We start from the raw sequence: 24,233 nt of genomic DNA on the forward strand, positions 1-24,233 counted from the left end.
TATATGCGTTCAGCCCCCGGGCAGGGAGACGCAGACGATGGAATGGATGCTGTTGCCGCTGCGCCGCTACGCCCGCTTTTCCGGACGGTCGCGGCCGAAGGAATATTGGATGTTCATCCTGTTCCTGCTGCTCTGCTTTATTGCGATTGCCATCGTTGAAGGGCTGCTCGGCCTCAGCACCACCGAACATTGGGCGCGCCATGGCCCCTGGTGGTTCGACAGCGGCTACCGCACCCGCGGCGGGCCACTTACTGGGCTGTTTGGCCTGGCGATTCTCATCCCCTGGCTCGCAGTCGCAGTGCGCCGCTTGCACGACAGCGATCGCAGCGGCTTCTGGCTGCTCATCATCTTCTTTCCGCTGATCGGCAGCCTGGTCCTGCTGGTCTTCTTCATCATGAGCGGGACGCGCGGTCCCAATCGCTTCGGGCCCGATCCGGTAGAGGCTGGCGAGCCTGAATTCGCTCGCTCCTGATACATATAAAAGGGCCGGGCGCTCCAGGGGGAGGCCCGGCCCGCGAAGGGAAAAGGCGGAGGGCTCAGGCCTTGCAGCTAAGCGCGCTCTTGCCGGGCAGGGTCGCGGTGATCTGCTTGCCGCCGCCCTCGACGGAGTAGCCGCCGTCGGCAGTGAAGGGCTTCCCCGGCTCTGCTGCGACCAGCTTCGTGGGCGATCCATTCTTTTCAGTGCGCAGGTTGGCCGTTTTGTCGTCGCTCATGAAATCGACGAAAATGAGGCTGTTGTCCTTGCAGCGATATTGATGGCTTTCCTTCACCGAAGGCGGCAGTTCGATCGGCGCTGCATTTGCGAGCTTTTCGGCCATCGGGTCGGCGGGGCCGCCCACGACTTCGGGTTCGTCATTATTGTTGCACGCGGAAAGGAGGCTGAGAGCCATGGCGGAAATCAGGGGGAGATAATATTTCATAGCGGTCCTTCTATGTGCACTTGGCGGTGCAAGCGTCAACGCAAAACTGCCGAAATTCCGCCAGCCTCTTGACGTCTTTCATGGCGTTTTCGTGACGCAAGGGGAAGGAATCATGCCCGTTTCACGGTGCGGACTTGACCAGGCTTGCAGGCCCCGCCAATGCAGGACACATGGCCGAGGACAGCAAGACTGAGCAGGGCGATTTGTCCCAATTGTCGTTTGAGGATGCGCTGCGCGCACTCGAGTCGATCGTTCGCAGGCTGGAAAGCGGCGATGTTCCGCTCGATGAATCCATCTCGCTCTATGCGCAGGGTGAGGAATTGCGGAAGCGCTGTCTTGAACGGCTGCAGGCGGCGGAGGCCCGCATTCAGAAGCTGACGATCGATCCCGCCGGCGCTGTGACTGGCGCACAGCCGTTCGGCGCCGATTGAGCGCGGCGGTCATGGAGGGCGTCGCCTCCGGCAAGGCGCTGATAGCTGCCCGCGCGGCTGCGGTTGCCGCCGATGTGGATCATGCCTTCGATCTGCTGCTGTCCGTCCCTGCCGATCCGCGCGCGCGCCTTTATGAGGCGATGCGCCATGCCGCGATAGGCGGTGGCAAACGACTGCGGCCGTTGCTCGTCCAGGCGGCTGGCGACCTGTTCAATATCTCCCGCGAATCCGTGCTGCGAGTTGGGCTCGCGGTGGAATGCATCCATGTCTATTCGCTGGTGCACGACGATCTGCCTGCAATGGATGATGACGATCTGCGCCGTGGCAAGCCGACGATCCACAAGGCGTTTGACGAGGCGACCGCCATCCTTGCTGGCGACTGTTTGCACGACCTCGCCTTCGAAGTGCTGGCTGACGAGGAAACGCACCCCGATCCCTTCGTCCGGGTTGAGTTGGTGAAGGCGCTTGCCCTGTCAAGCGGCCCGGCTGGCATGGCGGGCGGGCAGATGATGGATCTGGTGGCGGAAAATGCGAGTTTCGACCTTGCCACGGTCACACGGCTTCAACAGCTCAAGACTGGGGCCCTCATCGGCTTTTGCGTCGATGCCGCCGCCATCATGGCGCGCATCCCGCCCGAGGCGCGTGTCAGTCTGCACGGCTATGCGCGCGACATCGGCCTGGCTTTTCAGATCGCGGACGATTTGCTCGATGTGGAAGGTGATGCCGACATCGCGGGCAAGGCGCTGGGCAAGGATGCGGCGGCGGGCAAGGAAACCTTCGTCTCTCTGCTTGGTATCGAACGCGCGCGCGAGCAGGCGCGGATGCTTGTCGACCAGGCCAAGGCGCATCTTCATGGGTTCGGCGGGGAGGCCGATCTGCTGCGGGCGATCGCAGACTATATCGTGGAAAGGGACCGGTAAGGCATGAGCAGGCAGAGGGTGGGGGTCTATCCCGGCACGTTCGACCCGATCACTTTGGGGCACATGGACATCATCCGCCGCGGCGCGAAGTTGGTCGATAAGCTGGTGATCGGGGTCACCACCAACATCGCTAAGTCGCCCATGTTCTCTGACGAGGAACGGCTGGAGATGGTTCGCCGCGAATGTGCCGATATCGACGCGGATATCGTCGTGACCGGCTTTAACTCGCTTCTGATGGACTTTGCCGAATCGCAGGGCGCCAAGGTCGTAATCCGCGGCATCCGGGGCGTCACCGACTTTGAATATGAATATCAGCTCACCGGCATGAATCGGCAAATCAATCATCGGGTAGAAACCGCGTTCCTGATGGCCGACGTTTCGCTGCAGCCGATCGCCTCGCGCCTGGTGAAGGAAATCGCCCTTTATGGCGGGCCGATCGACAAGTTCGTCAGCCCCCGCGTGCGGGATGAGGTGGTTGCCCGGGTCGCATTGATCGGCCAGAAGGGCGGCTAGTTAAGGCCGCTCAGCCTTCGTTCAGTTGCCAATCGCGAAGAGCGCGCTATCAGGGCAGCTTCGCCACCAGGCTTAGATATCAGGGAAAGCTTATCCATGCGCTTCAGTTCGGCGTTCAAGACCGTGGCGATCACTGTCGCTCTCTATGCGTCCGGCGGCGTGGCGCTTGCCCAGGGCGGCGGTGGCGGCAAGGCCGAAGAGATGAAGAAGGAAGAGGCTGCCGCCCGCGCCGAACAGAATGCAAAAACATTGGGGCAGGACCCGGCGACTAAGCTGCCGCCTGCGACCGTGCCGGTCGATCCGCAGAATGTGTGGGACCTTGATCTGTCGAGCGGTGGCCGCGTGCGTATTCAGTTGCGCCCGGACATCGCGCCCAACCATGTCGAACGCATCAAGCAACTGACGCGGCAGGGCTTTTACAACGGTCTGAAATTCCATCGCGTGATCCCTGGCTTCATGGCGCAGGGCGGTGATCCGAAGGGTGATGGCACTGGCGGTTCCACGCTCCCTGATCTGCAGGCTGAATTCAATCCCATGCCGCATCTGCGCGGCACTGTTTCGATGGCGCGCGCTCAGGATGAAAACAGCGCGAACAGCCAATTCTTCATCGTCTTGCTGCCCCGCATGCAGCTGGACAAAAAATATACGGTTTTCGGCCGCGTGATCGAAGGCATGCAATATGTCGATGCGATCACGCCGGGTGAGCCGCCCGCCAATCCATCGACGATCCTGCAGGCGTCGATTGAAAGTGACGGCAAGGCACCCGTGACGGCGCTGCCTCCCCCGCCTCCGCCTTCGATCGTAGCGCCTGCCCCTGCGCCCAAGAAGACGGTGGGGAAGAAGAAGTAAGGCCGAGCCGCACTGCTCGTCACCGCAGGACGGCGCCCATATGCGCGTAGATCTATTTGACTTTGATCTTCCGCCGGAGAGCATCGCGCTCCGGCCCGCATCCCCTCGCGATTCCGCCCGGTTGCTGCTCGTTTCGGGCGACGCGCCGTTTGAGGATCATAGCGTTCGCGATCTCCCGGCTCTGCTGTGCGCAGGGGACGTTCTGGTCTTCAACGATACCAAGGTCATTCCCGCCCAGCTTGAGGGCAGGCGGGGCGAGGCCAAGATTGGCGCAACGCTCCACAAGCGCCTCGGCTTGCGCCAGTGGCAGGCCTTCTTGCGCAACGCCAAGCGTGTGCGGGACGGCGACCAGATCGACTTCGGCGAGGGCGTTACGGCGCTCGCCGGGCCGCGTGACGAGGATGGCGGCGTCACGCTTAGCTTCGAAGGCGAGGAGCCGGTGGAACTGCTCCTGGAAAGGGCAGGCCGCATGCCCTTGCCTCCCTATATCGCCAGCAAGCGGCCGACGGACGCGCGGGACCGCAGCGACTATCAGACCATGTTCGCCAGGGAAGACGGGGCCGTAGCGGCCCCCACGGCGGCGCTGCACTTCACTCCGGAGTTGATGGCTGCACTGAACGCGGCAGGCGTCGCTTCGGAAACACTGACGCTCCACGTCGGCGCGGGCACTTTCCTGCCGGTCAAGGCAGACGATACTGACGATCACCGCATGCATGCCGAGTGGGGACGCATCGACCAGGCGGCGGCGGAACGGTTGAATGCGGCCCGGCAGAAGGGCGGTCGCCTGATCGCGGTGGGCACAACCAGCCTGCGCCTATTGGAAAGCGCCTGTAGCGAGGATGGCGTCATTCGGCCCTTCGCGGACGAAACCCGTATCTTCATCACGCCCGGCTATCGCTTCCGCGCGATCGACGGACTCATGACCAACTTCCATCTGCCGCGTTCCACCCTGTTCATGCTTGTGAGCGCGTTGATGGGGCGTGATCGGATGCAAGCGGCCTATGCCCACGCCATCGCGACCGGCTATCGCTTCTATTCCTATGGCGACTCTTCGCTTCTAATCCCTTGAGCGTGAGCCTCCCGCAGCGCCTGCGCGATAGCTGATATTATCGCCGCAGCCTCTCCGCTCATATTCTCGGCGCGTGCCCCGTACAGAAGGCCGATGCTACGCCGCAGCTCAAAATCCTTCAGCCTGGCGCGCGCCATGCCGGGCCACCGATAGGACATGGGCATCACCGTTACGCCCAAACCGGCCGCTACCATCTGCATCACTCGCTCGTCATTGGTGGATCGGAAGGCGAAGTGCGGCCGTACGCCGCATGCGACGAAGTGGCGGCTGGTCGCGGACAGCGCCTCGCAATGTCTCCGCACGATCATCGGATCCGACGCCAGTTCTTCCGCCGCGATCTCGTCCCGGCCTGCCAGCCGATGCGTAGCCGACAGAGCGACGCCATAGCCGTCATCAATGATCGCTTCGCTCTTGTCCCCCCGCACCAGCGTCAGCGCAACATCAATCCGTCCGCTGTCGAGGCGCGCGAGCAGCTCCCGCTCATTGCCCGGCAGCAATTCGACCATGATGCCCGTATCCAGCCCCGTCAGGACCATCGCTCGCGCGATAACATCCCCCGCTATGCTGTTGAGAACGCCGATGCGCAGCGGAGCGCCGCCCGGCTCCTTAGCTACAGCTTGTTCCGCGAGGTTGAACTCGCGCTCGATCCGCCGCGCATGGTTCATCAGCCGCGTGCCTGCCGCCGTCAGTTCCACCCGCTGATTGTTGCGCATGAACAGGGCGGCGCCCGTCATCTGCTCCAGCTTCGCAATGCCGGTGGACAAGGTCGGTTGCGACACATGGCAATGGGCGGCAGCGCGCGAGAAATTGCCCTGGTCGATAACGGCCAGAAAATAGCGAAGCAGATAGCGCTCGATCATAGATGGAAACTATACACTTATCCTGTCCGTTTCAATTTTTCCGGAGGGTTCATCGACGATAGGATAGGGGCAGAGAGGATGGCGATGACCGACTTCGATTTCGCGCTGGGCGACGATGCCGACATGATCCGGGAAGCAACGGCCCGTTTCGCGAGCAACCGCATCGCGCCGCTGGCCAGCGAGATTGATGCCAAGGATTGGTTTCCGCGCGACCTTTGGCCTGAAATGGGCGCTCTTGGACTGCATGGCGTCACGGTCGATCAGGAAGATGGCGGTCTCGGCCTCGGCTATCTGGAACATGTGGTCGCGCAGGAGGAAGTGGCGCGGGCATCCGCCTCCATAGGTCTTAGCTATGGCGCGCACTCCAACCTCTGCATCAATCAGATCCGGCGTTGGGCGTCCGCCGAACAAAAGGCCCGCTACCTGCCCCGGCTGATTTCCGGCGAGCATGTGGGCGCGCTTGCCATGTCCGAGGCCGGAGCAGGATCGGACGTCCTTTCCATGAAGCTGCGCGCCGACCGCAAGGGCGATCGTTATGCGCTGAATGGTACAAAATTCTGGATTACCAACGCACCCGAGGCCGACACGCTGGTCGTCTATGCGCGCACGGACGAAGGGCCTCGCGGCGTCACGGCCTTCCTGATCGAGAAGGGGTTCAAGGGTTTCTCCATCGGGCAAAAGATCGACAAGGTCGGCATGCGCGGTTCACCCACTGCGGAACTGGTCTTCGATGACTGCGAAGTGCCCGCCGAAAATATCATGGGCTCGCTCAATGGCGGCGTAGCCATCCTTATGTCCGGCCTCGATTATGAGCGGGCTGTGCTGTCCGGCATCCAACTCGGCATCATGCAGGCATGCCTCGACGTCGTGCTTCCTTATGTCCGCGAGCGTCAGCAGTTTGGCAAGCCGATCGGCGCCTTTCAGTTGATGCAGGCCAAGGTTGCGGACATGTATGTCGCGCTGAATTCCGCGCGCGCCTATGTCTATGCCGTCGCCCGCGCTTGCGACCGGGGCAAGACGACCCGTTTCGACGCGGCGGGCGCGATATTGCTGGCCAGCGAAAATGCGGTGAAGGTGGCGTTGGAGGCCGTCCAGGCGCTAGGCGGCGCGGGCTATACGAAGGACTGGCCGGTCGAACGCTTCATGCGCGACGCCAAGCTGCTCGACATCGGGGCGGGAACCAATGAGATTCGCCGGATGCTGATCGGGCGCGAGTTGATCGGAGCATGAATCAGGTGCGGCCGATGAACAGGAACCCGACCGCGGCCATGATGCAGAGGAAGGCGGCGAGATGGCGCCAGTGGAGTGGTTCTCCCAGCACCGTCACCATGAAGCCTCCGAAAACGATCAAGGCAATCGCCTCTTGCGCGATCTTCAGCTGTCCTGCGCTCCAGCCGCTGGCAAAGCCGACGCGATTGGCGGGTACGGCAAAGCAATATTCGACGAAGGCGATGCCCCAGCTGATGAGGATGACCAACAGGATGGGTTTTTCCATCCCGCCCTTCAGGTGCCAATACCAGGCAACGGTCATGAACAGGTTGGAAATGACGAGGAGCAGAATGGTGGGCATGAACGGCCTCAAGGATATGCTGGTCCTGCGCTCTCGCACTGCCGGGCCATGGAGCGCAAGCCTGTGAGCGCACCCGTTATCGACAGCCAGCTATCGATCGAAAGCGACAGCTTCCGCGCCAATGATGCGCATAACCGCGCGCTGGTTTCCGAACTGCGCGACCGGGTCGCCCACGCAGCGCTCGGCGGATCGCAGGCGGCGCGAGACAGGCACATGGCACGCGGCAAACTGCTGCCAAGGGATCGGGTAGAAAGGCTGCTGGACCCCGGCAGCCCGTTTCTGGAACTGGGGCAACTGGCCGCCAATGGCCTTTATCATGACGAAGTGCCCGGCGCCGGGTTGATCACAGGCATAGGCCGCGTATCCGGCAGGCAGGCGATGATCGTCTGCAATGACGCCACCGTGAAGGGCGGGACCTATTACCCGCTCACCGTGAAAAAGCATTTACGGGCGCAGGAGGTCGCGCTCGAAAACCGTTTGCCCTGCATCTATCTGGTGGACAGCGGCGGTGCGAACCTGCCCAATCAGGCGGAGGTCTTCCCCGACCGCGAGCATTTCGGCCGCATTTTCTACAACCAGGCGCAAATGTCGGCGCGCGGGATCGCCCAGATCGCCTGCGTCATGGGCAGTTGCACCGCAGGCGGCGCCTATGTTCCGGCCATGTCGGACGAAACCGTGATCGTGCGCGATCAGGGAACGATCTTCCTCGCTGGCCCGCCGCTGGTGCAAGCTGCGACAGGGGAGGTGATCAGCGCCGAGGATCTGGGCGGCGCGGAGGTGCATGGCCGCCGCTCCGGCGTGGTGGATCATGTCGCCGAAAGCGATGCGCACGCGCTCACCATCGTACGCGATATTCTCTCGACGCTTGCGCCCGCCGCAGGAAGCGGCGTCAACCTGCGCGAGCCCAAGCCGCCCAAATATGATGCCGGGCAGCTCTATGGCGTCATCCCGCAGGATGTGCGCGCGCCCTATGATGTGCGGGAAGTCATTGCCCGCATCGTGGATGGTAGCGAATTTCATGAATTCAAGGCGCTTTATGGCGCCACCCTGGTCTGCGGCTTCGCCCATATCTGGGGCATGCCGGTGGCCATCCTCGCGAATAATGGCGTGCTGTTCAGCGAAAGCGCACTGAAGGGGGCTCATTTCATCGAACTAGCCTGCCAACGCCGCATTCCGCTGCTGTTCCTGCAGAATATCTCCGGCTTCATGGTCGGCGGCAAATATGAAGCGGAAGGGATCGCCAAGCATGGCGCAAAGCTGGTCACCGCCGTTGCGACCGCCAGTGTCCCCAAGATCACGCTGCTGATCGGCGGCAGTTTCGGAGCGGGCAATTACGGCATGTGCGGCCGCGCCTATGGCCCCCGTTTCCTGTTCAGCTGGCCCAACAGCCGCATATCGGTGATGGGCGGGGAGCAGGCGGCGAGCGTGCTGGCGACCGTTCACCGGGACGCCGCGAAATGGACGGCGGAAGAGGCCGAGGCGTTCAAGGCGCCGATCCGCCGAAAATATGAGGATGAAGGCAACCCCTATTATGCCACCGCACGATTATGGGACGACGGCGTGATCGATCTGGCACAAACACGCGATGTGCTGGGGCTGGCCTTCGCCGCCGCTCTCAATGCGCCGGTTGAGGAGGCGCCCCGCTTCGGGCTGTTCCGCATGTGATCGGGTCGCTGCTCATCGCCAATCGCGGGGAGATCGCCTGCCGCATCATCCGTACCGCCCGGCGGCTGGGGATCAGGACGGTGGCAGTCTATTCCGACGCCGATGCCAAGGCGCTGCATGTGCGCGAAGCCGATGAGGCTGTTCATATCGGTCCTTCGCCGCCATCGGAATCCTACCTCGTAGGCGACCGGATCATCGCCGCCGCCCAGGCTTCGGGCGCAGACGCAATTCACCCGGGATACGGCTTCCTTTCGGAAAATGCGGCGTTCGCGCAGGCGGTCATCGATGCGAGGCTGATATGGGTCGGGCCGAACCCTGCCAGCATCGCCGCCATGGGGATGAAGGACGCGGCCAAGCGGCTGATGGCGGATGCCGGGGTGCCGGTAACGCCCGGCTATCTCGGCGATGATCAAGATCCCGACAGGTTGAAAGCTGAAGCCGACGCGATCGGCTATCCCGTGTTGATTAAGGCCGTGGCGGGCGGTGGCGGCAAGGGCATGCGGCGTGTGGACAAGGCCGCCGACTTCGCCGAGGCGCTGCGGTCCTGCCGCCGCGAGGCGCAGTCCGCCTTTGGAGACGACCGGGTGCTGATTGAGAAATATGTCCTGTCGCCCCGCCATATCGAAGTGCAGCTGTTCGGCGATAGCCATGGCAACATCGTCCATCTGTTCGAGCGCGATTGTTCGCTGCAACGCCGACACCAGAAAGTGATCGAAGAGGCGCCAGCGCGTGGCATGGATCCTGCTACGCGCGAAGCGATCTGCGCTGCGGCCGTCAGCGCTGCGCGGGCGGTGGCCTATGTCGGGGCGGGCACGGTCGAGTTCATCGCCGATGCGAGTCAGGGCCTCCGTGCGGACCGCATCTGGTTCATGGAGATGAACACGCGGCTGCAGGTCGAGCATCCGGTTACGGAAGAGATCACCGGCGTCGATCTGGTCGAATGGCAGTTGCGCGTGGCCAGCGGTGAGGCGTTGCCGCGGAAGCAGGAGGAGCTTGCAATCAATGGCCATGCGATAGAGGCGCGGCTTTATGCAGAGGATCCGGCCAATAATTTCCTCCCCAGTACCGGCAAGCTCGAGATTTTCTCGCTGAAGGCTGAGGACGGCGATCGGGTTGAGCAAGCAGTTGCGCAAGGCGACGCCGTCAGCCCCTTTTACGACCCCATGATCGCAAAGCTGATCTGCCATGCCGCCGATCGGGATGAAGCCATCAACCGGCTGCGTGCGCTTTGCGCGTCGGTGGAGACATGGCCGGTCAAGACCAATGCCGGATTTCTTGCGCGCTTGCTGAATGAGGATTTCCGTCGTGGTTCAGCAGATACCGGCTACATCGCCCAGCATATTGAGCGGCTTGCGGCCAAGCCCCCGTTGCAAAAATTGGGTGAGCTGGCCGGGATGCTTGCCGCGCCGTGGCTCGATTTAGTCCCTCCAGCGTTGCGCGGCGTCAGGCTGAATGGCCCGCATCAGACCCGAATGGCACTGACTGTCGATGGCCAGACCGACAGCGCAAATCTCGATATGGAGGGCGTTCCGAATGAGCATGCTGCGCATGGCAGACGGCTGAACGACGGCCGAATCCTGGTCCAGCAGGAGGGCGAAACTTATGTCTTAGCTTTGGCTGACACCCGTGCTGCTCAGGGCAGCGCTGCTTCCGACGGTGTTATCCGTTCGCCCATGCCCGGGCGGGTCACAGTCGTGAATGTCGAAAAGGGCGCGCTTGTCGCAAAGGGGCAGAAACTCGTCGCAGTGGAGGCCATGAAAATGGAGCATGGCCTGACCGCACCTTTTGACGGTGTCGTGGCCGAACTTGCCACCGCGGAAGGGCAGCAGGTGGCAGAGGGCGCCCTGCTGCTGCGGATAGAGCCGAGAGGTGGCTGAAAAGGAAGGGGCCCGGCAGTGCCGAGCCCCTTTTGATGTGGTTGCCAACTCAGATCACCGATCGCGATTATAATCCCGCGACCTGTTGGCTGCGGACTCATTGCCGGAACCCCATCCGCCGCTTTCGCGTCCCTGGCCGAACAAGGCATTTTGCTCGCTTTCGGTCCGCCAGGCGGCATGGGCTTCGTCAGCGGTCTTTTCCAGTGTCACCCGCTGTTCATCGACCGATTTGATCCACGAAGACGGCACGGAATGATGAACGCCGCCAGCATCCTGGTCGGTTTTCGTAAGGATGATGCGGTCGCCGCTCAGGCGATCGACCGTTCCGATATGCTCACCGTCGCTGCCGACGACTTCCATATGGTCGTGCACCTGCTGCACCGCCTGGCGCTGTTCGGTGCGACGACTGCGCCAGCTGCCGAACTCGCTGTTGAACCGATCGCGATGCTCGCGTTGATATTCGGCATAGTCCCGATCCAGTTCATTAATCCGCTCCTGGCGCCATGCATAATAGTTGGCGTCATGATGCGCCCCATAATCATGGGTCGGCCCATAAGAGCGGATGCGGTTGCCATGGTCTTCGCTGCCAAAGCCGCTGCGTTCGCCGGTGAAGGGGGCATAGCCCCGGTTCGGGAGATATTGGTTGCTGCGTGATGCCGACGCGAAGCCGATCCGGCTGCTCTCATCGCGCGGGTCGCCATAGGGACGGTTATAATATTCGTCATATTCGCGCCTGCGCTCGGCTTCCTCATCACCGAACCAGCTGCGGATTTCATCTCCCGCTCTATCGAAGAAGCCGCGTTCCTCCGGATCATAGGCTTCTGGCGCGCGCCGCGCCTCCGGCCCGCCGAATTGACCACGCGTCCCGTAGCGATAGCTGCGGTCGTCCCGCCAGTCGCGCTGCCCGCGATAGCGATCCGTCCCGCGATCCCAATCGCCCCGGATCCTGTCATAGTCTCCGTAACGACGTCCACCTTGATAGCCCATCGTCTGTCTCCTTGACTGCTGTTGCTACGGCCTGTGGCCGTTGCATCACCAATGAGCATTGAGGGTGTTCGTTCCGGACGTTACGTGCTGGTAACATCCGTGCTTTGCACCGGCCCGGCGACAGGCCCACGCGGCCCCGAGACAGACAATTTTCGCGCAAAAAGACCGTTGCAAGGGCATCGGCGCTCGCTTATAGGCAGCGCTCCTCCGGGGCCGTAGCTCAGCTGGGAGAGCGCGTCGTTCGCAATGACGAGGTCAGGGGTTCGATCCCCCTCGGCTCCACCACTCCCTCCATCATGGGAGTGATCCGGAAAGACTTTACCGCCACTATCCTCGCCGCTTATGGCGGCTTCATGGCGACCCCCAGCATTGAAAGCCGTTCCGCTGCAACAGCCGTCATCGTTCGTGACATGGCGGACGGACCAGCGCAGATCCTGATGATGGAGCGCGCCGGAACCATGGCGTTCGCGGCGGGAGCGTTGGTCTTCCCCGGCGGCGCGATCGATCAGGCGGACCGCGATCTGGCGGAGGCGATGAGCGGGACGGGCCCGCTTGAGGAGACGGCGGCGCGTATCGCCGCGATCCGCGAGACGCTGGAGGAAAGCGGTCTTGCGATCGGTTTCTCGACGCCGCTTGACCCCGCACAGGCGTACGAGATGCGGGACGCGCTGCTACGGGGCGTCAGCCTTTCGGCGATCCTCCAATCGCATCGGCTGGACCTCGCGCTGGATCAGTTGATGCCGTTCAGCCGCTGGCATCCGGGGGGCGCGGAAATGGCTATGCGAGTCTATGACACGCGCTTCTATCTGGCCCGCGCGCCGGAAGGGCAGGATGCCAGCGTCGATGCGACCGAAAATGTCCGGCTGTTCTGGAAGAGCGCGCAGGACACGATCGACCTGTGCGATGCGGGTGGCGGCCGGATCATCTTCCCGACCCGGCGCAATCTCGAACGTCTTGCTTTGTTCGACAGCTTCGACGCTATGTCGGCGCATGCGGCCTCTTTCCCTGTGGAGAAGGTCTGCCCTTGGGTGGAGGAGCGGGGCGGGGAGTGTCATCTCTGCATCCCTGACCATCTTGGCTATCCCATAACATCGGAACCGATGGACCGCGTACAGCGTGGTTAGGCCATGCGCCGGATCCACCTCATCCTACGCAGGCTTGTGCTGCTTGCCGCTTTCCTGATCCTTGCGCTGATCGGCTATGGTTATGTGCGACAGGGGTCGCAGCACCTTCCGTGGACCGACCTCGACCTGGCCCAGCCCGTCGGCCTTTTCACCGGGCGAAAGCTCGCCGCCCTGACCCATGAGCCGGACCGCTGCCGCGCTTTGCTGAAGCGTGCGGGCATAGCCTATACGCCGGTCGAACCCGGTGGCAGCGGCCAATGCCGTTACAGCGACGCGGTCCGGCTGAAGTCCCAAGAAGGCAGCGCGCGCTTATCTCCCGCCGTGGTCGCGCCGTCCTGTCCGGTGGTCGCCGCGCTCAAACTATGGGAATGGCATGTGGTGCAGCCCGCCGCGCAGCAGACCTTCGGGCAGGCGGTGAGGTCCATCAACCATTTCGGCGCCTACAGTTGCCGGCGGTTATATGGCCGTCCGCAGGGTGACTTCAGCGAACATGCGACGGCCGATGCGATCGACATTAGCGGCTTTACCCTCGCAGATGGCCGACGGATCAGTGTTGCAGCGGACTGGAGCGGTGGGGGCAAGGATGCCGATTTCCTCCGGCGCGTCCGCAAAGGTGCCTGCCAATTTTTCGCAACCGTCCTCTCGCCGGACTATAACGCCGCGCATCGCGATCATTTTCATCTGGATCAGGCGGAACGGGGCGCTTTCGGCTGGCGGGGATGCCGCTGATCCTGCTGTGGACTCACGGCCCGCCGAGGCATAGATTCTGCGCCTTCACGCATGGAGGTGGTTATGCCGCAATTCGTGATCGAGAGGGAAATGCCCGGCGCGGGAAGGCTGCGAAGCGATGAACTGAGAAACGCGTCGCAAGGCTCCTGCAATGTCCTGCGCGAGCTTGGGCCGGAGATCCAGTGGGTGCACAGCTATGTCACCGACGACAAGATATACTGCGTTTATCGAGCCCCAAGCGAAGAGCTGATCCGCCAGCATGCGGAACTGGCGGGCCTCCCTGCCAACAGTATCGCGCGCATACGTGCGACGATTGATCCGACGACGGCCGAGTAGCTATTGGCCGAAGCGGGCCTGCCGGGCGAGATAAACGGCTTCCCTTGCCGCAGCGAGGAGCGCGCCGCTCTTCGCCTCGCATTCGCGCTGCTCATATTCGGGCGTTGAGTCAGCGACGATGCCGGCCCCGGCCTGCACATGCATGACGCCATCCTTCAGCACGGCGGTGCGCAGAACGATGCAGCTGTCCATATTCCCGTCAGGCCCGAAATAGCCCACGCCGCCCGCATAAGCTCCGCGCGTTTCCGGCTCCAGTTCGGCGATGATCTCGCAAGCGCGCACCTTGGGCGCTCCTGACACGGTGCCTGCGGGGAAGCCCGCAAACAGGGCGTCCAGCGCATCCTTGTCCGGCGACAGCCTGCCGACCACATTCGACACGATGTGCATGACATGGCTGTAGAATTCGACGGTGTAGCTGTCGGTGACCGTGACCGTCCCGGCGCTGGCCACGCGGCCGACATCGTTGCGGCCAAGGTCCAGCAGCATCAGATGTTCGGCACGTTCCTTCGGATCGGCCAGCAGGCTTTCCCGATTGGCCGCGTCCTCGACCGCCGTCTTGCCGCGCGGACGGGTGCCCGCGATCGGCCGGATTGTGACTTCGCCATCGCGCGCCCGGACCAATATTTCCGGACTTGATCCGATCAGTGCAAAGCCGGGCAGGTCCAGATAATAGAGGAAGGGCGAGGGGTTGATCCGCCGCAGCGCGCGATAAAGCGCGATCGGGGGCAGGGTGAAGGGGCTAGTGAAACGCTGCGCCAGCACTACCTGGAATATGTCGCCCGCGACGATATAGTCCTTGGCTCGCTCGACCATGCTCTTATATCGGCCCGGCTCCAGCACGGGCGTCACCTCGACATCAGCGATCTCCGGCGGAGGCGGCTCGGACGGCAGGGGTGCTGCAAGGCGCGCCGCCGTAGCATCGATGCGGTCGAGAGCCTGGTCGATCGCGGCGTCGGCATTGCTGAAGCTCCCCTTCCACACCGGCGCGACCAGGTAGAGCGCGTCGGCCAGCCGATCGAAAACCAGTATGACGGTCGGTCGCACGAACAGCATGTCGGGCAGTTCAAGCGGATTGGGGACGGGGCGGGGGAGCTTTTCCACCAGGCCCACGGTCTCATAACCGAAATAGCCCACAAGGCAGGCGAGCGCCGCAGGAAGCGCAGGGTCAAACTCCGCGCGGCATTCGGCGACCAGCGCGCGCAAGGCTTCCAGCGCGCCCACGGCTTCCGGGACGAACGCATCGCGATCGTTTGCCCAATTGCGGTTGATCTCGGCGGACTGCCCTTGCGCGCGGAAAACCAGATCGGGAGCGAGACCGATCAGGCTGTAGCGGCCGCGCACCGCGCCCCCTTCCACCGATTCCAGCAGGAAGTCGCCGCGATCGGGTTCGAACAGTTTGAGCGCGGCGGAGATGGGCGTGTCAGTGTCCGCAATCTGACGCCGCCACACCAGGGCGGACTTGCCAGCGGTCAGTGCAGCGCGCGCGGCCGCTATGCCGTCATTGCCTGCCGGGCCCACGCCGATCGCCATCTTATTGCGCGCCGCCATTGGTGCTGGCGAGCGCCCGTTGGACGTCTGCCACCGCTGACGGATTGCGCGTCACGCCAAGTTGCTTTTCCACGGCGCGTTCGAACTGCTGGGCGTATTCCTGGCCGACGACATCGCTGAGCTGGCTGCGGACCTGATTGAGCAACGCTGTCTGCCCGCCCGCATCACCATGTTTGATGCCGTTCAACTGCACGACGAAATAGCCACGATCCTGTCCGATCGGCAGCGTCTTCACGCTGTTCGCGGCCATGGAGAAGAGGATGGCGACTTCGGCAGGGGGACGCTGTCCTTCGCGCATGATGTCGGCGCGGCGGCCACCAACGGTCTGCGGCGCGGGCAAGGCAACGCCCGCTTGCGAGACAGCGTCGGCTAGCTTCATGCCCTTGGCGACTTTCGCCCGGATCTGTTCCGCCAGCGCCTTCGCCTTCGCACTGCCCTGCGTCAGCTTATATTGGGCAACGACAAGGGGCTTCACCTTTTCCAGCGGCGGCGGGGCTGCCGCGCGAATTTCGGCAGGTGCGGCCAGTGCATAACGCTGGTCGGGCTTGATCGGAATAAGCTGGGCATCATCGTCCTGGCTCATCTGGAAAACCGGCGCCAGCAGCGGGACCACATCGGCGGAGGGCTGATAGGCCTGATCCTCGACCTGCTTGCTGTTCGCCAGCAGGAAGGGCGTGGTTTCCAACTTCAGGCCATTATCCTTGACCACTTCTTCAAAGCTGCCGCCGTCCGCGATTTGGTCTTCGACCTTGCCGGTGAATTCGCTCAGCAGACGCTTCTGTTTCTGGCTGCGCAGCGTGGCGGCGATTTCATCGCGGACAGCTGACAGGGCACGCGCCGGGATGGTCTTCACCGACGAGACACGCAGGATGACCCATCCGAGCGACCCGCGGATCGGACCGGCCAACTCGCCTTGCTTGGCGGCGAAACCGGCATTGGCGACGGCAGCCGAAGAGGAAGCGGCCAGGCTCTCGCGGCTTTGGTCGGTCAGCGTCGATGCTTCAAGACCTGCGCCCTGCGCGGCGGCGGCGAGCGACTTGCCACCCTTCACCTCAGCAGCGATCGCCTTGGCGGCCGCTTCGGTGGGCAGAATCAGTTGTTCGAAGCTGCGGCTTTCCTTCGCGGCATAGCTGGCCTTGTTCTGATTATAGGCAGCGGCGATTTCAGCTTCGGTCGGCTGAGCAGCCTGGGTGAAGCGTTCACCATCGATGACCGCGTAACGGATGCGCCGCTGTTCGGGGATCGTGAAACGCGCCGCATTCTCGCGATAGTAGCCAGCAAGCTGAGCGTCGCTGGGATCTTTGATGTCCTTGAACGCCATGGCCGGGATAGCGGCGATCGTGCCTTGACGCGCCTCAAGCAGAAGCGAGGCGTAAGGCAGGATGATGCTGTCGGAGAGCTTCGCGCCCAAGCCCAAGGGCGCAAGCATCTGCCGCTCGAGTATCTCTCGCGTGATATCCTCGCGCAATGCTTGTTCGGTGATGCGTTCGCGGAGCAGCAATTGGCGGAAATTTTCCTGGCTGAAATTGCCGGCTGCGTCCTGGAAGGCGGGGATTTGCGCGATCTGCGCATCGACCAGGCGCTTGGAAATGTGGACGTCCTGATCCTTGGCATATTCCTTCAGCGTCATCGCAGCGACCAACTGATCGTAGATCTGGCTAGCAGCGCCCTGTGCCAGAAACTCGCTGATCTGGAGGCCGGGGGTGCCGCGGCGGGCATTTTCGAAGACGCGCTGCACCCGTTCCTGGAACTGCGTCAGCGTCAGGCGCGTGCCGCCGGCCTTGGCCACGGTTTCGCCGCCGCCGCCGAGCGATGAACCGAACTTCCCGCTGCTGATGTCGCCCATGATGAAGGCCGCCGCGATGACGCCGAGGAAAAGGAGCGCGAAAAGCGCGCCGAATTTCGAATGGATGAAGCGGCGGAAGTTGGAAAGCATGAAGGAAGTCCAGAATAGGAAGACTTTACGGTGGCCCGCTTTAGGGGCGGATCGTCGCGGCGGCAAGTCCGGCATGGCTGGACAAATGGACTGCTCTTGTCCATCCGCCTCGGTGGGTCGGCTCCTGACGGCTGACAATGCAGATTGATGACTGAAGGGGTATGGATCGATGGGCAGGCGCAAGCTGGTGGTCGGCAATTGGAAGATGAACGGCCTCCGCGCCCAGCTGGGTGAGGTCGAGGCGATCGGCGGGGTTGCCGCGGAACATGCTGGGGTGGAGGTTGGCCTGTGCCTGCCCGCGACGCTGATTACAGCGGCGAGCGCGGTCAGTGGCGCGGCCTTTGTCGGGGCGCAGGACTGCCACATGAAGGATAGCGGCGCGCATACCGGCTGCCTGTCGGCGACGATGCTGGCCGAAGCGGGCGCGAGCTGGACCATCGTCGGCCATAGCGAGCGGCGGCAGGACCAGGGCGAAAGCGATGCCGATGTGGCGGCCAAGGCGCTCGCGGCAAAGGCTGCGGGTCTGAAGGTCATCCTTTGCGTTGGCGAAAGCCTGGACGTGCGCGATGCGGGCGATGCCGAAGCAATTGTCTCGGCGCAACTGCTGGCCTCGCTGCCCGAGGGCGCGGCGGCGGACTGGCTGGCGATTGCCTATGAGCCAATCTGGGCGATCGGCACCGGACGCATCCCGACGATGGAAGCGGTCGAGGACATGCACAAGGCGCTGCGCTCGGCGCTTGCGGGCCGCATCGGCGAAGGCAAGGCCGGCGCGATGCGCATCCTCTATGGCGGGTCGATGAACGGCGACAATGCGGCCGAGTTGATGGCGATCGAGGATGTCGATGGCGGTCTGGTCGGCGGTGCGAGCCTGACTGCGGCGAAATTCGCCCCGGTGATCGCGGCGGCGCGCTGAACCTAGCCTCTCCATGATCCGTTTGCTTCGAGCGAAGTCGAGAAGCGGCGCGAAAACGTCTCGGCAAGCTTGAAGCGAACGGAGGGAGCCGCAACGGACGGCACTGTGCGAAGTTGGAGGTGAGGTGGCCGGTTGCCCCCGCCGCCCTTCGCCGCTATGGGCTCCCCAACGCACCCATTGGGACAGATTCCTCGCATGTTCACTTTCATCCTCGTCGTGCAGGCCATTGTCGCGGCCCTGCTTGTCACCGTCATTCTGATGCAGAAGTCGGAAGGTGGCGGCCTTGGAGTCGGTGGCAGCCCGGCGGGGTTGATGTCCGCGCGTGGTGCAGCGGACTTCCTGACCCGTTCGACGACTGTTCTGGCGACCATCTTCGTGCTGCTGTCGGTGGTGCTGGCGGTGATTGCTTCGGTCCAGCATGCGCCGAGCGATATCGACACGTCCCTGGTGAAGCAGGCGCCCGCGACGCCCGCTGCTCCGGCTCCGGCCACCGGCAGCGCTGATCCGCTTGCTGGTGCAGCGGGCGCGGCGAGCAATGGCCAGGCGGCAAACGGCGCGGTTCCGCTCGCCAACTGAACTTTTCGATCAGATTTCCAATCTTTTTTGCTCGCGCGTGGATTCGCGCGCTTGCCCAACTTGTTTGTAAAAGGCTAAGCCTCCACTCCCATGGCGCGGTATATTTTCATCACCGGCGGCGTGGTCTCCTCGCTTGGCAAGGGCCTGATGGCCGCTTCGCTTGCAGCACTGCTGCAGGCGCGAGGTTTCCGTGTGCGCATTCGGAAGTTCGATCCCTATCTCAACGTCGATCCGGGCACGATGAGCCCGTATCAGCATGGCGAAGTCTATGTGACCGACGACGGGGCGGAAACCGACCTCGATCTTGGCCATTATGAGCGCTTCACCGGCGTTTCCGCGCGCCAATCGGACAATGTGACGCAGGGCCGGGTCTATCAGACCATCATCCAGCGCGAGCGGCGCGGTGACTATCTTGGCGCGACGGTGCAGGTGATCCCGCACGTAACCGATGAGATCAAGGCGTTCGCGACCGCCGACACCGACGATCTGGATTTCGTCCTGTGCGAGATCGGCGGCACGGTGGGCGACATCGAATCGCTGCCCTTCATGGAGGCGATCCGCCAGCTGCATAACGACCTTGATCGCGGGCAGTCGATCTTCGTTCATGTGACGCTGGTTCCCTATATCGCGGCGGCGGGCGAACTGAAAACCAAGCCGACGCAGCATAGCGTGCGTGAGCTGACGTCGCTCGGCATCCAGCCCGACATATTGCTCTGCCGCTGCGAACATCCGCTGCCCGACAGTGAGCGGGCGAAGATCGCGCTCTTCTGCAATGTGCGGAAGGAAGCGGTGATCCCGGCGCTCGACGCCAGCAGCATCTATGCCGTTCCTGCGCAATATCATGCCGAAGGGCTGGATGACGAAGTGCTGCGCGCCTTCGGCATCGAAGGGTCGCGCAAGCCGTCGATGGACCGCTGGCTCGACATCATGGACCGGCAGCAAAATCCCGAAGGCGAGGTCACCATTGGCGTGGTCGGCAAATATGTCGGCCTGCCTGATGCCTACAAGTCGCTGCACGAAGCGCTGCATCATGGCGGCTTCGCGAACCGGGTGAAGGTCAACATCAAGTGGATCGACGCCGAGCTGTTCGAGAAGGGCGACGATGTCGCCGCCAGCCTGGAACCGATGCACGGCATCCTCGTCCCCGGCGGCTTTGGCGTGCGCGGGTCGGAAGGCAAGATCGCCAGCGTCAAGTTCGCGCGTGAGCGGAACGTGCCTTTCTTCGGCATTTGCCTGGGCATGCAGATGGCCTGCATCGAAGGCGCGCGCAATACGGCGGGAATCGCCGAAGCATCGACCACCGAATTTGGCGAGACAAGCGAACCTGTGGTCGGCCTCATCACCGAATGGATGAGCACGGAAGGGCTGCAGAAGCGCACGGCCGAAACTGATCTGGGCGGCACGATGCGGCTGGGGGCCTATCCGGCAAAGCTCGACGGCAACAGCGTCGTGGCGGGCGTCTATGGCGCGACCGAGATCAGCGAGCGGCACCGCCATCGCTATGAGGTCAATGCGGGCTATCGCGAGCCGCTGGAAAAGGGCGGGCTGATCTTTTCGGGCATGTCGCCCGATGGCACGCTGCCGGAGATTGTCGAGCGGCCGGACCATCCCTGGTTCGTCGGGGTACAGTTCCATCCGGAGCTGAAGTCCAAGCCGTTCGACCCGCATCCCTTGTTTGCGAGCTTTATCGAAGCGGCAGTGAAGCAAAGCCGGTTGGTTTGATATTCGCACCCGTCACCCCAGCGAAAGCTGGGGTCTCGGGCGCACGCGTGCGACACGTCTCATGAGATACCAGCTTCTGCTGGGATGACGATAAAAGCTCCGTTCGTTTCGAGCGTAGTCAAGAAATGATGTGGGTGCGCTTTCCGTTTCTCGACTACGCTCGAAACGAACGGAGGTTGGGGAGGGACTAACGCGCCGGCGTCAGCTTCAACAACCGGCCTTGAGACCCTTGTCCCCCATCCTCCAGCAGCCAGAGTGCGCCGTCGGGACCTTGTTCCACCTCGCGAATCCCCGCGCCCATATCCCATTGATCGGCCTTGGCGGCAGTCTCACCATCGAGCTTCACCCGGACAAGCGACTGGCTCGACAGTCCGCCGATGAACAGCGAACCCTTCCATTCCGGAAACATATTGCCTGAATAATACAGCAGCCCCGCGGGCGAGATCACCGGATTCCACCACACTTTAGGCGCTTCAAACCCGTCATGCGCGCTGTGATCGGGGATCAGCTTGCCGTCATAATGGTCCCCGTTCGACGCCTTGGGATAGCCATAGTTGAGCGCGGGCTTGATCAGGTTGACCTCGTCGCCGCCCTTCGGGCCCATTTCCTGCTCCCACAGGCGGCCATCCTTATCGAAAGCGATGCCCAGCAGGTTGCGGTGGCCGTAGGACCAGATGGCCGGGTGGAAACCCTTGGCGGCGAGGGGATTGCCCGCGGCGGGCGTGCCGTCGAGATTGAGGCGCAGCACCTTACCCAATGTTGATTTAGGGTCCTGCGCCGGATCGAATTTCTGCCGCTCGCCATTGGTGAAGAAGAGATATTTTCCATCGGGGGAAAAAGCGATGCGGCCCGAATAATGGCCGTTTCCCTCCACATAGGGTGTCGCGCGGAAGATGGTTTTTACGCCGTCTAGCTTGGTTGTGCCATCGCTTGCTTGGTTGAAGATGCCGGTGGCGAGCGCCACGCCCTTGCCGCCTGGGCCGGATTCGGAAAAGCTGAAATAGACTGTCCCGTCCTTGGCAAAGCCCGGCGCCAAGACAACATCCATCAGCCCGCCTTGGCCCGCACTATCGACCTGCGGGATGCCAGCGATCGGGATTTTGGTGCCGTTCTTCGGATCGAACAGGACCATCTCGCCCGCCTTTTCCGCGATCAGAGCGCGTCCGTCGGGGAGGAAGGTCATCGCCCAGGGCGAATCGAAATCGGCGATAATGGAGGTTTTGAAAGGCTTAGTGCTTTCGGCCGAGGCTGCGCTGTTCTGGCCGGTGGCGTTGTCGGGCGAGCAGGCCAATAGGATGAGAGGAAGCAAAGCCACCAGGGAAGTACGCATGCCTTTTTCTCCGTTCGGGCTGAGTTTGTCGAAACCGGGTTTCCCCTTGAAGAGAAGAACAGCCTTTCAGCAAACTCAGGACAAGCGGGATACAGTTTTTCCTACAATCCTCTCGCACGAATAATGTTGCAGCTTTCCCGCATCCTGCCTATATCGCGCTTGCTTCCTTACATCGTCAAACATGTCAGGGTCGCGGGCGGGGACGCTCGCGGCGGCGGAAGCGCACATATTCTGTTGGAGACTGCATGGCGGACATCGCCGAACTGACCGCGCTGATCGAACCAGAGGTGAAAGCCTTGGGGTTCGAGCTTGTGCGCATCAAGCTGTTCGGGTCCGGTGACGAATATACGCTGCAGATCATGGCGGAAAATCCAGCCACCAAGCAGCTCGTCATCGAGGATTGCGCCACCATTTCGCGCCGCCTGTCCGATGTGCTGGACGAAGCTGATCCAATCGAGGAGGCCTATCGGTTGGAGGTCAGCTCGCCTGGGATCGACCGGCCGCTTACCCGGCTGCACGATTTCATGGAATGGGCCGGGCACGAAGCAAAGATCGCCACGACCGAGACGGTTGCCGGGCGCAAGAGCTTTCGCGGGCTTCTGAACGGCGTCGAAGGCGAGGAAATTCAGTTCAAGGACAATAAGGCCGGGGATGTGATGATCCCCTTCGCGACCGTGGGCGAGGCCAAGCTCGTGCTGACCGACGCGCTCATTTCTGCTACCATGCCGCTCTCTTCCGAGGGTGCGGACGAGTTTGACACCGAAGAATAAGGGTTCGACTGCCATGGCCAACGCCATTTCCGCCAACAAGGCCGAGTTGCTCGCAATCGCGAACAGCGTCGCCAGCGAGAAGATGATCGACAAGGCGATCGTCATCGAGGCGATGGAAGATGCGATCCAGCGCGCCGCCCGCGCGCGCTATGGTGCGGAAAACGACATCCGCGCGAAGCTGGACCCCGAAAGCGGCGACCTGCGCCTGTGGCGTGTGGTCGAGGTGGTCGAGGCCGTCGATGACTATTTCAAGCAGGTCGATCTCAAGCAGGCGCAGAAGCTGAAGAAGGACGCCGTTGTCGGCGACTTCATCGTCGATCCGCTGCCCCCGATCGACCTTGGCCGAATCGACGCGCAGTCGGCAAAGCAGGTGATCTTCCAGAAGGTCCGCGACGCTGAGCGCGAGCGTCAGCATGAGGAATTCAAGGACCGCGTGGGTGAGATCATCACCGGCGTCGTCAAGTCGGTCGAGTTCGGCCATGTCGTCGTGAACCTGGGCCGCGCCGAAGGCGTCATCCGCCGCGACCAGCAGATCCCGCGCGAAGTCGTGCGCGTCGGGGACCGCATCCGTTCGGTGATCCTGAACGTGCGCCGCGAAAATCGCGGACCGCAGATCTTCCTCAGCCGCGCGCATCCCGAATTCATGAAGAAGCTGTTCGCGCAGGAAGTGCCCGAAATCTATGACGGCGTGATCGAGATCAAGGCTGCGGCCCGCGATCCGGGCTCGCGCGCCAAGATCGGCGTCATCAGCCGCGATTCGAGCATCGATCCTGTCGGCGCCTGCGTCGGTATGAAGGGCAGCCGCGTGCAGGCCGTCGTGCAGGAAATGCAGGGCGAAAAGATCGACATCATCCCCTGGAGCGAAGACACCGCGACCTTCGTCGTCAACGCGCTCCAGCCTGCTCAGGTCGCCCGCGTCGTCATTGACGAGGAAGAAGAGCGCATCGAAGTCGTCGTTCCCGACGATCAGCTCAGCCTCGCCATCGGCCGTCGTGGCCAGAATGTCCGGCTCGCCAGCCAGCTGACCGGCAAGGCGATCGACATCATGACCGAGGCCGACGCGTCCGAGAAGCGCCAGAAGGAATTCGTCGCCCGTTCCGAACTGTTCCAGAACGAACTGGACGTGGACGAGACCCTCTCGCAGCTGCTGGTGGCTGAAGGCTTTGGCGAGCTGGAAGAAGTCGCCTATGTCGGCGTCGAGGAATTGGCCGGGATCGAAGGTTTCGACGAAGATCTCGCCGCAGAGCTGCAGAGCCGTGCGCAGGAAGCGCTGGAACGCCGCGAAGCCGCTGCCCGCGACGAGCGCCGCGCGCTGGGCGTCGAGGACGCGTTGGCCGACATGCCGCACCTCAACGAAGCCATGCTGGTGACGCTGGGCAAGGCAGGGATCAAGACGCTCGACGATCTGGCCGATCTTGCGACCGACGAACTGGTGGCGAAGAAGCGCGTCGATCAGCGCCGCCGCCGCAGCGAGACCACGGAGGACAAGGGCGGAATCCTTGCCCAATATGGCCTCAGCGAAGAGCAGGGCAATGAAATCATCATGGCCGCTCGCGCCCACTGGTTCGAGGGTGAGGAAGCCTAAGCA

The 24,233-nt window shown here is 62.8% G+C and carries 24 protein-coding genes and 1 tRNA gene; 18 read left to right on the forward strand and 7 right to left on the reverse strand.

Features of this window, described 5'->3' with window-relative positions; genetic code table 11:
- Positions 1-37: 37 nt before the first annotated feature.
- The gene (locus tag ACFO3E_RS07930; protein ID WP_066524383.1) at positions 38-472 is read left to right on the forward strand and encodes a DUF805 domain-containing protein; all 435 of its coding nucleotides are present in this window, start codon (positions 38-40) and stop codon (positions 470-472) included.
- Positions 473-536: 64 nt separating this feature from the next.
- Here ACFO3E_RS07930 and ACFO3E_RS07935 read toward each other — a convergent pair whose 3' ends face one another.
- Positions 537-920: a hypothetical protein gene (locus ACFO3E_RS07935; protein ID WP_066524381.1), complete on the reverse strand. Its 384-nt coding sequence runs from the start codon at positions 918-920 to the stop codon at positions 537-539.
- A gap of 170 nt (positions 921-1,090) precedes the next feature.
- Between ACFO3E_RS07935 and ACFO3E_RS07940 the strand changes: the two genes are divergently transcribed.
- The 5 genes from ACFO3E_RS07940 to queA all read left to right on the forward strand — a co-directional run bounded on the left by ACFO3E_RS07940 (position 1,091) and on the right by queA (position 4,702).
- Positions 1,091-1,351, forward strand: a complete 261-nt coding sequence (locus tag ACFO3E_RS07940) for an exodeoxyribonuclease VII small subunit (RefSeq protein WP_066524378.1) — start codon at positions 1,091-1,093, stop codon at positions 1,349-1,351.
- 11 nt (positions 1,352-1,362) lie between these two features.
- Positions 1,363-2,271, forward strand: coding sequence for a polyprenyl synthetase family protein (locus ACFO3E_RS07945; protein ID WP_066524376.1), 909 nt, complete (start codon positions 1,363-1,365; stop codon positions 2,269-2,271).
- A gap of 3 nt (positions 2,272-2,274) precedes the next feature.
- Positions 2,275-2,784, forward strand: a complete 510-nt coding sequence (coaD, locus tag ACFO3E_RS07950) for a pantetheine-phosphate adenylyltransferase (RefSeq protein WP_066524374.1) — start codon at positions 2,275-2,277, stop codon at positions 2,782-2,784.
- Positions 2,785-2,880: 96 nt separating this feature from the next.
- A complete protein-coding gene (locus tag ACFO3E_RS07955; RefSeq protein ID WP_066524372.1) occupies positions 2,881-3,633 on the forward strand; it encodes a peptidylprolyl isomerase in 753 nt (250 codons plus the stop codon).
- Positions 3,634-3,673: 40 nt separating this feature from the next.
- Positions 3,674-4,702 carry a tRNA preQ1(34) S-adenosylmethionine ribosyltransferase-isomerase QueA gene (queA, locus tag ACFO3E_RS07960; RefSeq protein WP_066524371.1) on the forward strand — a complete coding sequence of 343 codons (1,029 nt, stop codon included), beginning with the start codon at positions 3,674-3,676 and terminating at the stop codon, positions 4,700-4,702.
- Here queA and ACFO3E_RS07965 read toward each other — a convergent pair.
- Positions 4,672-5,562 carry a LysR family transcriptional regulator gene (locus ACFO3E_RS07965; protein ID WP_066524369.1) on the reverse strand — a complete coding sequence of 297 codons (891 nt, stop codon included), beginning with the start codon at positions 5,560-5,562 and terminating at the stop codon, positions 4,672-4,674. The two genes, queA and ACFO3E_RS07965, sit on opposite strands and share 31 nt — an antisense overlap.
- 84 nt (positions 5,563-5,646) lie before the next feature.
- Here ACFO3E_RS07965 and ACFO3E_RS07970 point away from each other — a divergent pair, with 84 nt between their 5' ends.
- The gene (locus ACFO3E_RS07970; protein WP_066528594.1) at positions 5,647-6,792 is read left to right on the forward strand and encodes an isovaleryl-CoA dehydrogenase; all 1,146 of its coding nucleotides are present in this window, start codon (positions 5,647-5,649) and stop codon (positions 6,790-6,792) included.
- A gap of 1 nt (position 6,793) precedes the next feature.
- On the opposite strand, the gene ACFO3E_RS07975 is transcribed toward ACFO3E_RS07970, so the two are convergent.
- Entirely contained in the window at positions 6,794-7,132 is a 339-nt protein-coding gene (locus tag ACFO3E_RS07975; RefSeq protein ID WP_066524367.1) for a DMT family protein, read from the reverse strand.
- Between the two features lie 63 nt (positions 7,133-7,195).
- On the opposite strand from ACFO3E_RS07975, the gene ACFO3E_RS07980 reads away from it, so the two are divergent.
- Both ACFO3E_RS07980 and ACFO3E_RS07985 read left to right on the forward strand, forming a co-directional pair.
- A complete protein-coding gene (locus ACFO3E_RS07980) occupies positions 7,196-8,797 on the forward strand; it encodes a carboxyl transferase domain-containing protein (RefSeq protein WP_066528593.1) in 1,602 nt (533 codons plus the stop codon).
- The gene (locus tag ACFO3E_RS07985) at positions 8,794-10,674 is read left to right on the forward strand and encodes an acetyl/propionyl/methylcrotonyl-CoA carboxylase subunit alpha (RefSeq protein WP_380803622.1); all 1,881 of its coding nucleotides are present in this window, start codon (positions 8,794-8,796) and stop codon (positions 10,672-10,674) included. The genes ACFO3E_RS07980 and ACFO3E_RS07985 overlap by 4 nt, the downstream gene beginning before the upstream one ends.
- A 54-nt stretch (positions 10,675-10,728) precedes the next feature.
- On the opposite strand, the gene ACFO3E_RS07990 is transcribed toward ACFO3E_RS07985, so the two are convergent.
- Positions 10,729-11,661: a DUF2171 domain-containing protein gene (locus ACFO3E_RS07990; RefSeq protein WP_066524365.1), complete on the reverse strand. Its 933-nt coding sequence runs from the start codon at positions 11,659-11,661 to the stop codon at positions 10,729-10,731.
- 209 nt (positions 11,662-11,870) lie between these two features.
- On the opposite strand from ACFO3E_RS07990, the gene ACFO3E_RS07995 reads away from it, so the two are divergent.
- The 4 genes from ACFO3E_RS07995 (at position 11,871) to ACFO3E_RS08010 (ending at position 13,850) form a co-directional block, all read left to right on the forward strand.
- A tRNA-Ala gene (locus ACFO3E_RS07995) sits at positions 11,871-11,946 on the forward strand.
- A gap of 11 nt (positions 11,947-11,957) precedes the next feature.
- Positions 11,958-12,785: an NUDIX hydrolase gene (locus ACFO3E_RS08000; RefSeq protein WP_380803624.1), complete on the forward strand. Its 828-nt coding sequence runs from the start codon at positions 11,958-11,960 to the stop codon at positions 12,783-12,785.
- A 3-nt stretch (positions 12,786-12,788) separates the two neighbouring features.
- Positions 12,789-13,514: an extensin-like domain-containing protein gene (locus tag ACFO3E_RS08005; RefSeq protein ID WP_066524364.1), complete on the forward strand. Its 726-nt coding sequence runs from the start codon at positions 12,789-12,791 to the stop codon at positions 13,512-13,514.
- Between the two features lie 63 nt (positions 13,515-13,577).
- Complete coding sequence (locus ACFO3E_RS08010; RefSeq protein ID WP_066528589.1) at positions 13,578-13,850, forward strand: DUF4242 domain-containing protein; 273 nt, start codon at positions 13,578-13,580, stop codon at positions 13,848-13,850.
- On the opposite strand, the gene trpE is transcribed toward ACFO3E_RS08010, so the two are convergent.
- The gene (gene trpE, locus ACFO3E_RS08015) at positions 13,851-15,398 is read right to left on the reverse strand and encodes an anthranilate synthase component I (protein WP_380803627.1); all 1,548 of its coding nucleotides are present in this window, start codon (positions 15,396-15,398) and stop codon (positions 13,851-13,853) included.
- Positions 15,382-17,334, reverse strand: a complete 1,953-nt coding sequence (locus tag ACFO3E_RS08020; protein ID WP_380803630.1) for a peptidylprolyl isomerase — start codon at positions 17,332-17,334, stop codon at positions 15,382-15,384. The genes trpE and ACFO3E_RS08020 overlap by 17 nt, the downstream gene beginning before the upstream one ends.
- Before the next feature lie 169 nt (positions 17,335-17,503).
- On the opposite strand from ACFO3E_RS08020, the gene tpiA reads away from it, so the two are divergent.
- From tpiA to ACFO3E_RS08035, 3 genes are all read left to right on the forward strand, one after another.
- Positions 17,504-18,247 (forward strand): triose-phosphate isomerase, encoded by a 744-nt coding sequence (tpiA, locus tag ACFO3E_RS08025; protein ID WP_066524357.1) that lies wholly within the window; start codon positions 17,504-17,506, stop codon positions 18,245-18,247.
- A 195-nt stretch (positions 18,248-18,442) separates the two neighbouring features.
- Entirely contained in the window at positions 18,443-18,823 is a 381-nt protein-coding gene (secG, locus tag ACFO3E_RS08030; RefSeq protein WP_066524355.1) for a preprotein translocase subunit SecG, read from the forward strand.
- Between the two features lie 90 nt (positions 18,824-18,913).
- Complete coding sequence (locus tag ACFO3E_RS08035) at positions 18,914-20,545, forward strand: CTP synthase (RefSeq protein WP_066524353.1); 1,632 nt, start codon at positions 18,914-18,916, stop codon at positions 20,543-20,545.
- Between the two features lie 187 nt (positions 20,546-20,732).
- On the opposite strand, the gene ACFO3E_RS08040 is transcribed toward ACFO3E_RS08035, so the two are convergent.
- Positions 20,733-21,875: a PQQ-dependent sugar dehydrogenase gene (locus tag ACFO3E_RS08040; RefSeq protein WP_380803634.1), complete on the reverse strand. Its 1,143-nt coding sequence runs from the start codon at positions 21,873-21,875 to the stop codon at positions 20,733-20,735.
- 245 nt (positions 21,876-22,120) lie between these two features.
- Between ACFO3E_RS08040 and rimP the strand changes: the two genes are divergently transcribed.
- Together rimP and nusA are read left to right on the forward strand one after the other, a co-directional pair.
- Entirely contained in the window at positions 22,121-22,645 is a 525-nt protein-coding gene (gene rimP, locus ACFO3E_RS08045; protein ID WP_066524349.1) for a ribosome maturation protein RimP, read from the forward strand.
- Between the two features lie 13 nt (positions 22,646-22,658).
- The gene (gene nusA / locus ACFO3E_RS08050) at positions 22,659-24,230 is read left to right on the forward strand and encodes a transcription termination factor NusA (RefSeq protein WP_380803636.1); all 1,572 of its coding nucleotides are present in this window, start codon (positions 22,659-22,661) and stop codon (positions 24,228-24,230) included.
- Positions 24,231-24,233 lie beyond the last annotated feature (3 nt).

Origin of the sequence: Sphingobium tyrosinilyticum (assembly GCF_042654265.1) — a bacterium.
In the GTDB taxonomy this organism is placed as follows: domain Bacteria; phylum Pseudomonadota; class Alphaproteobacteria; order Sphingomonadales; family Sphingomonadaceae; genus Sphingobium; species Sphingobium tyrosinilyticum.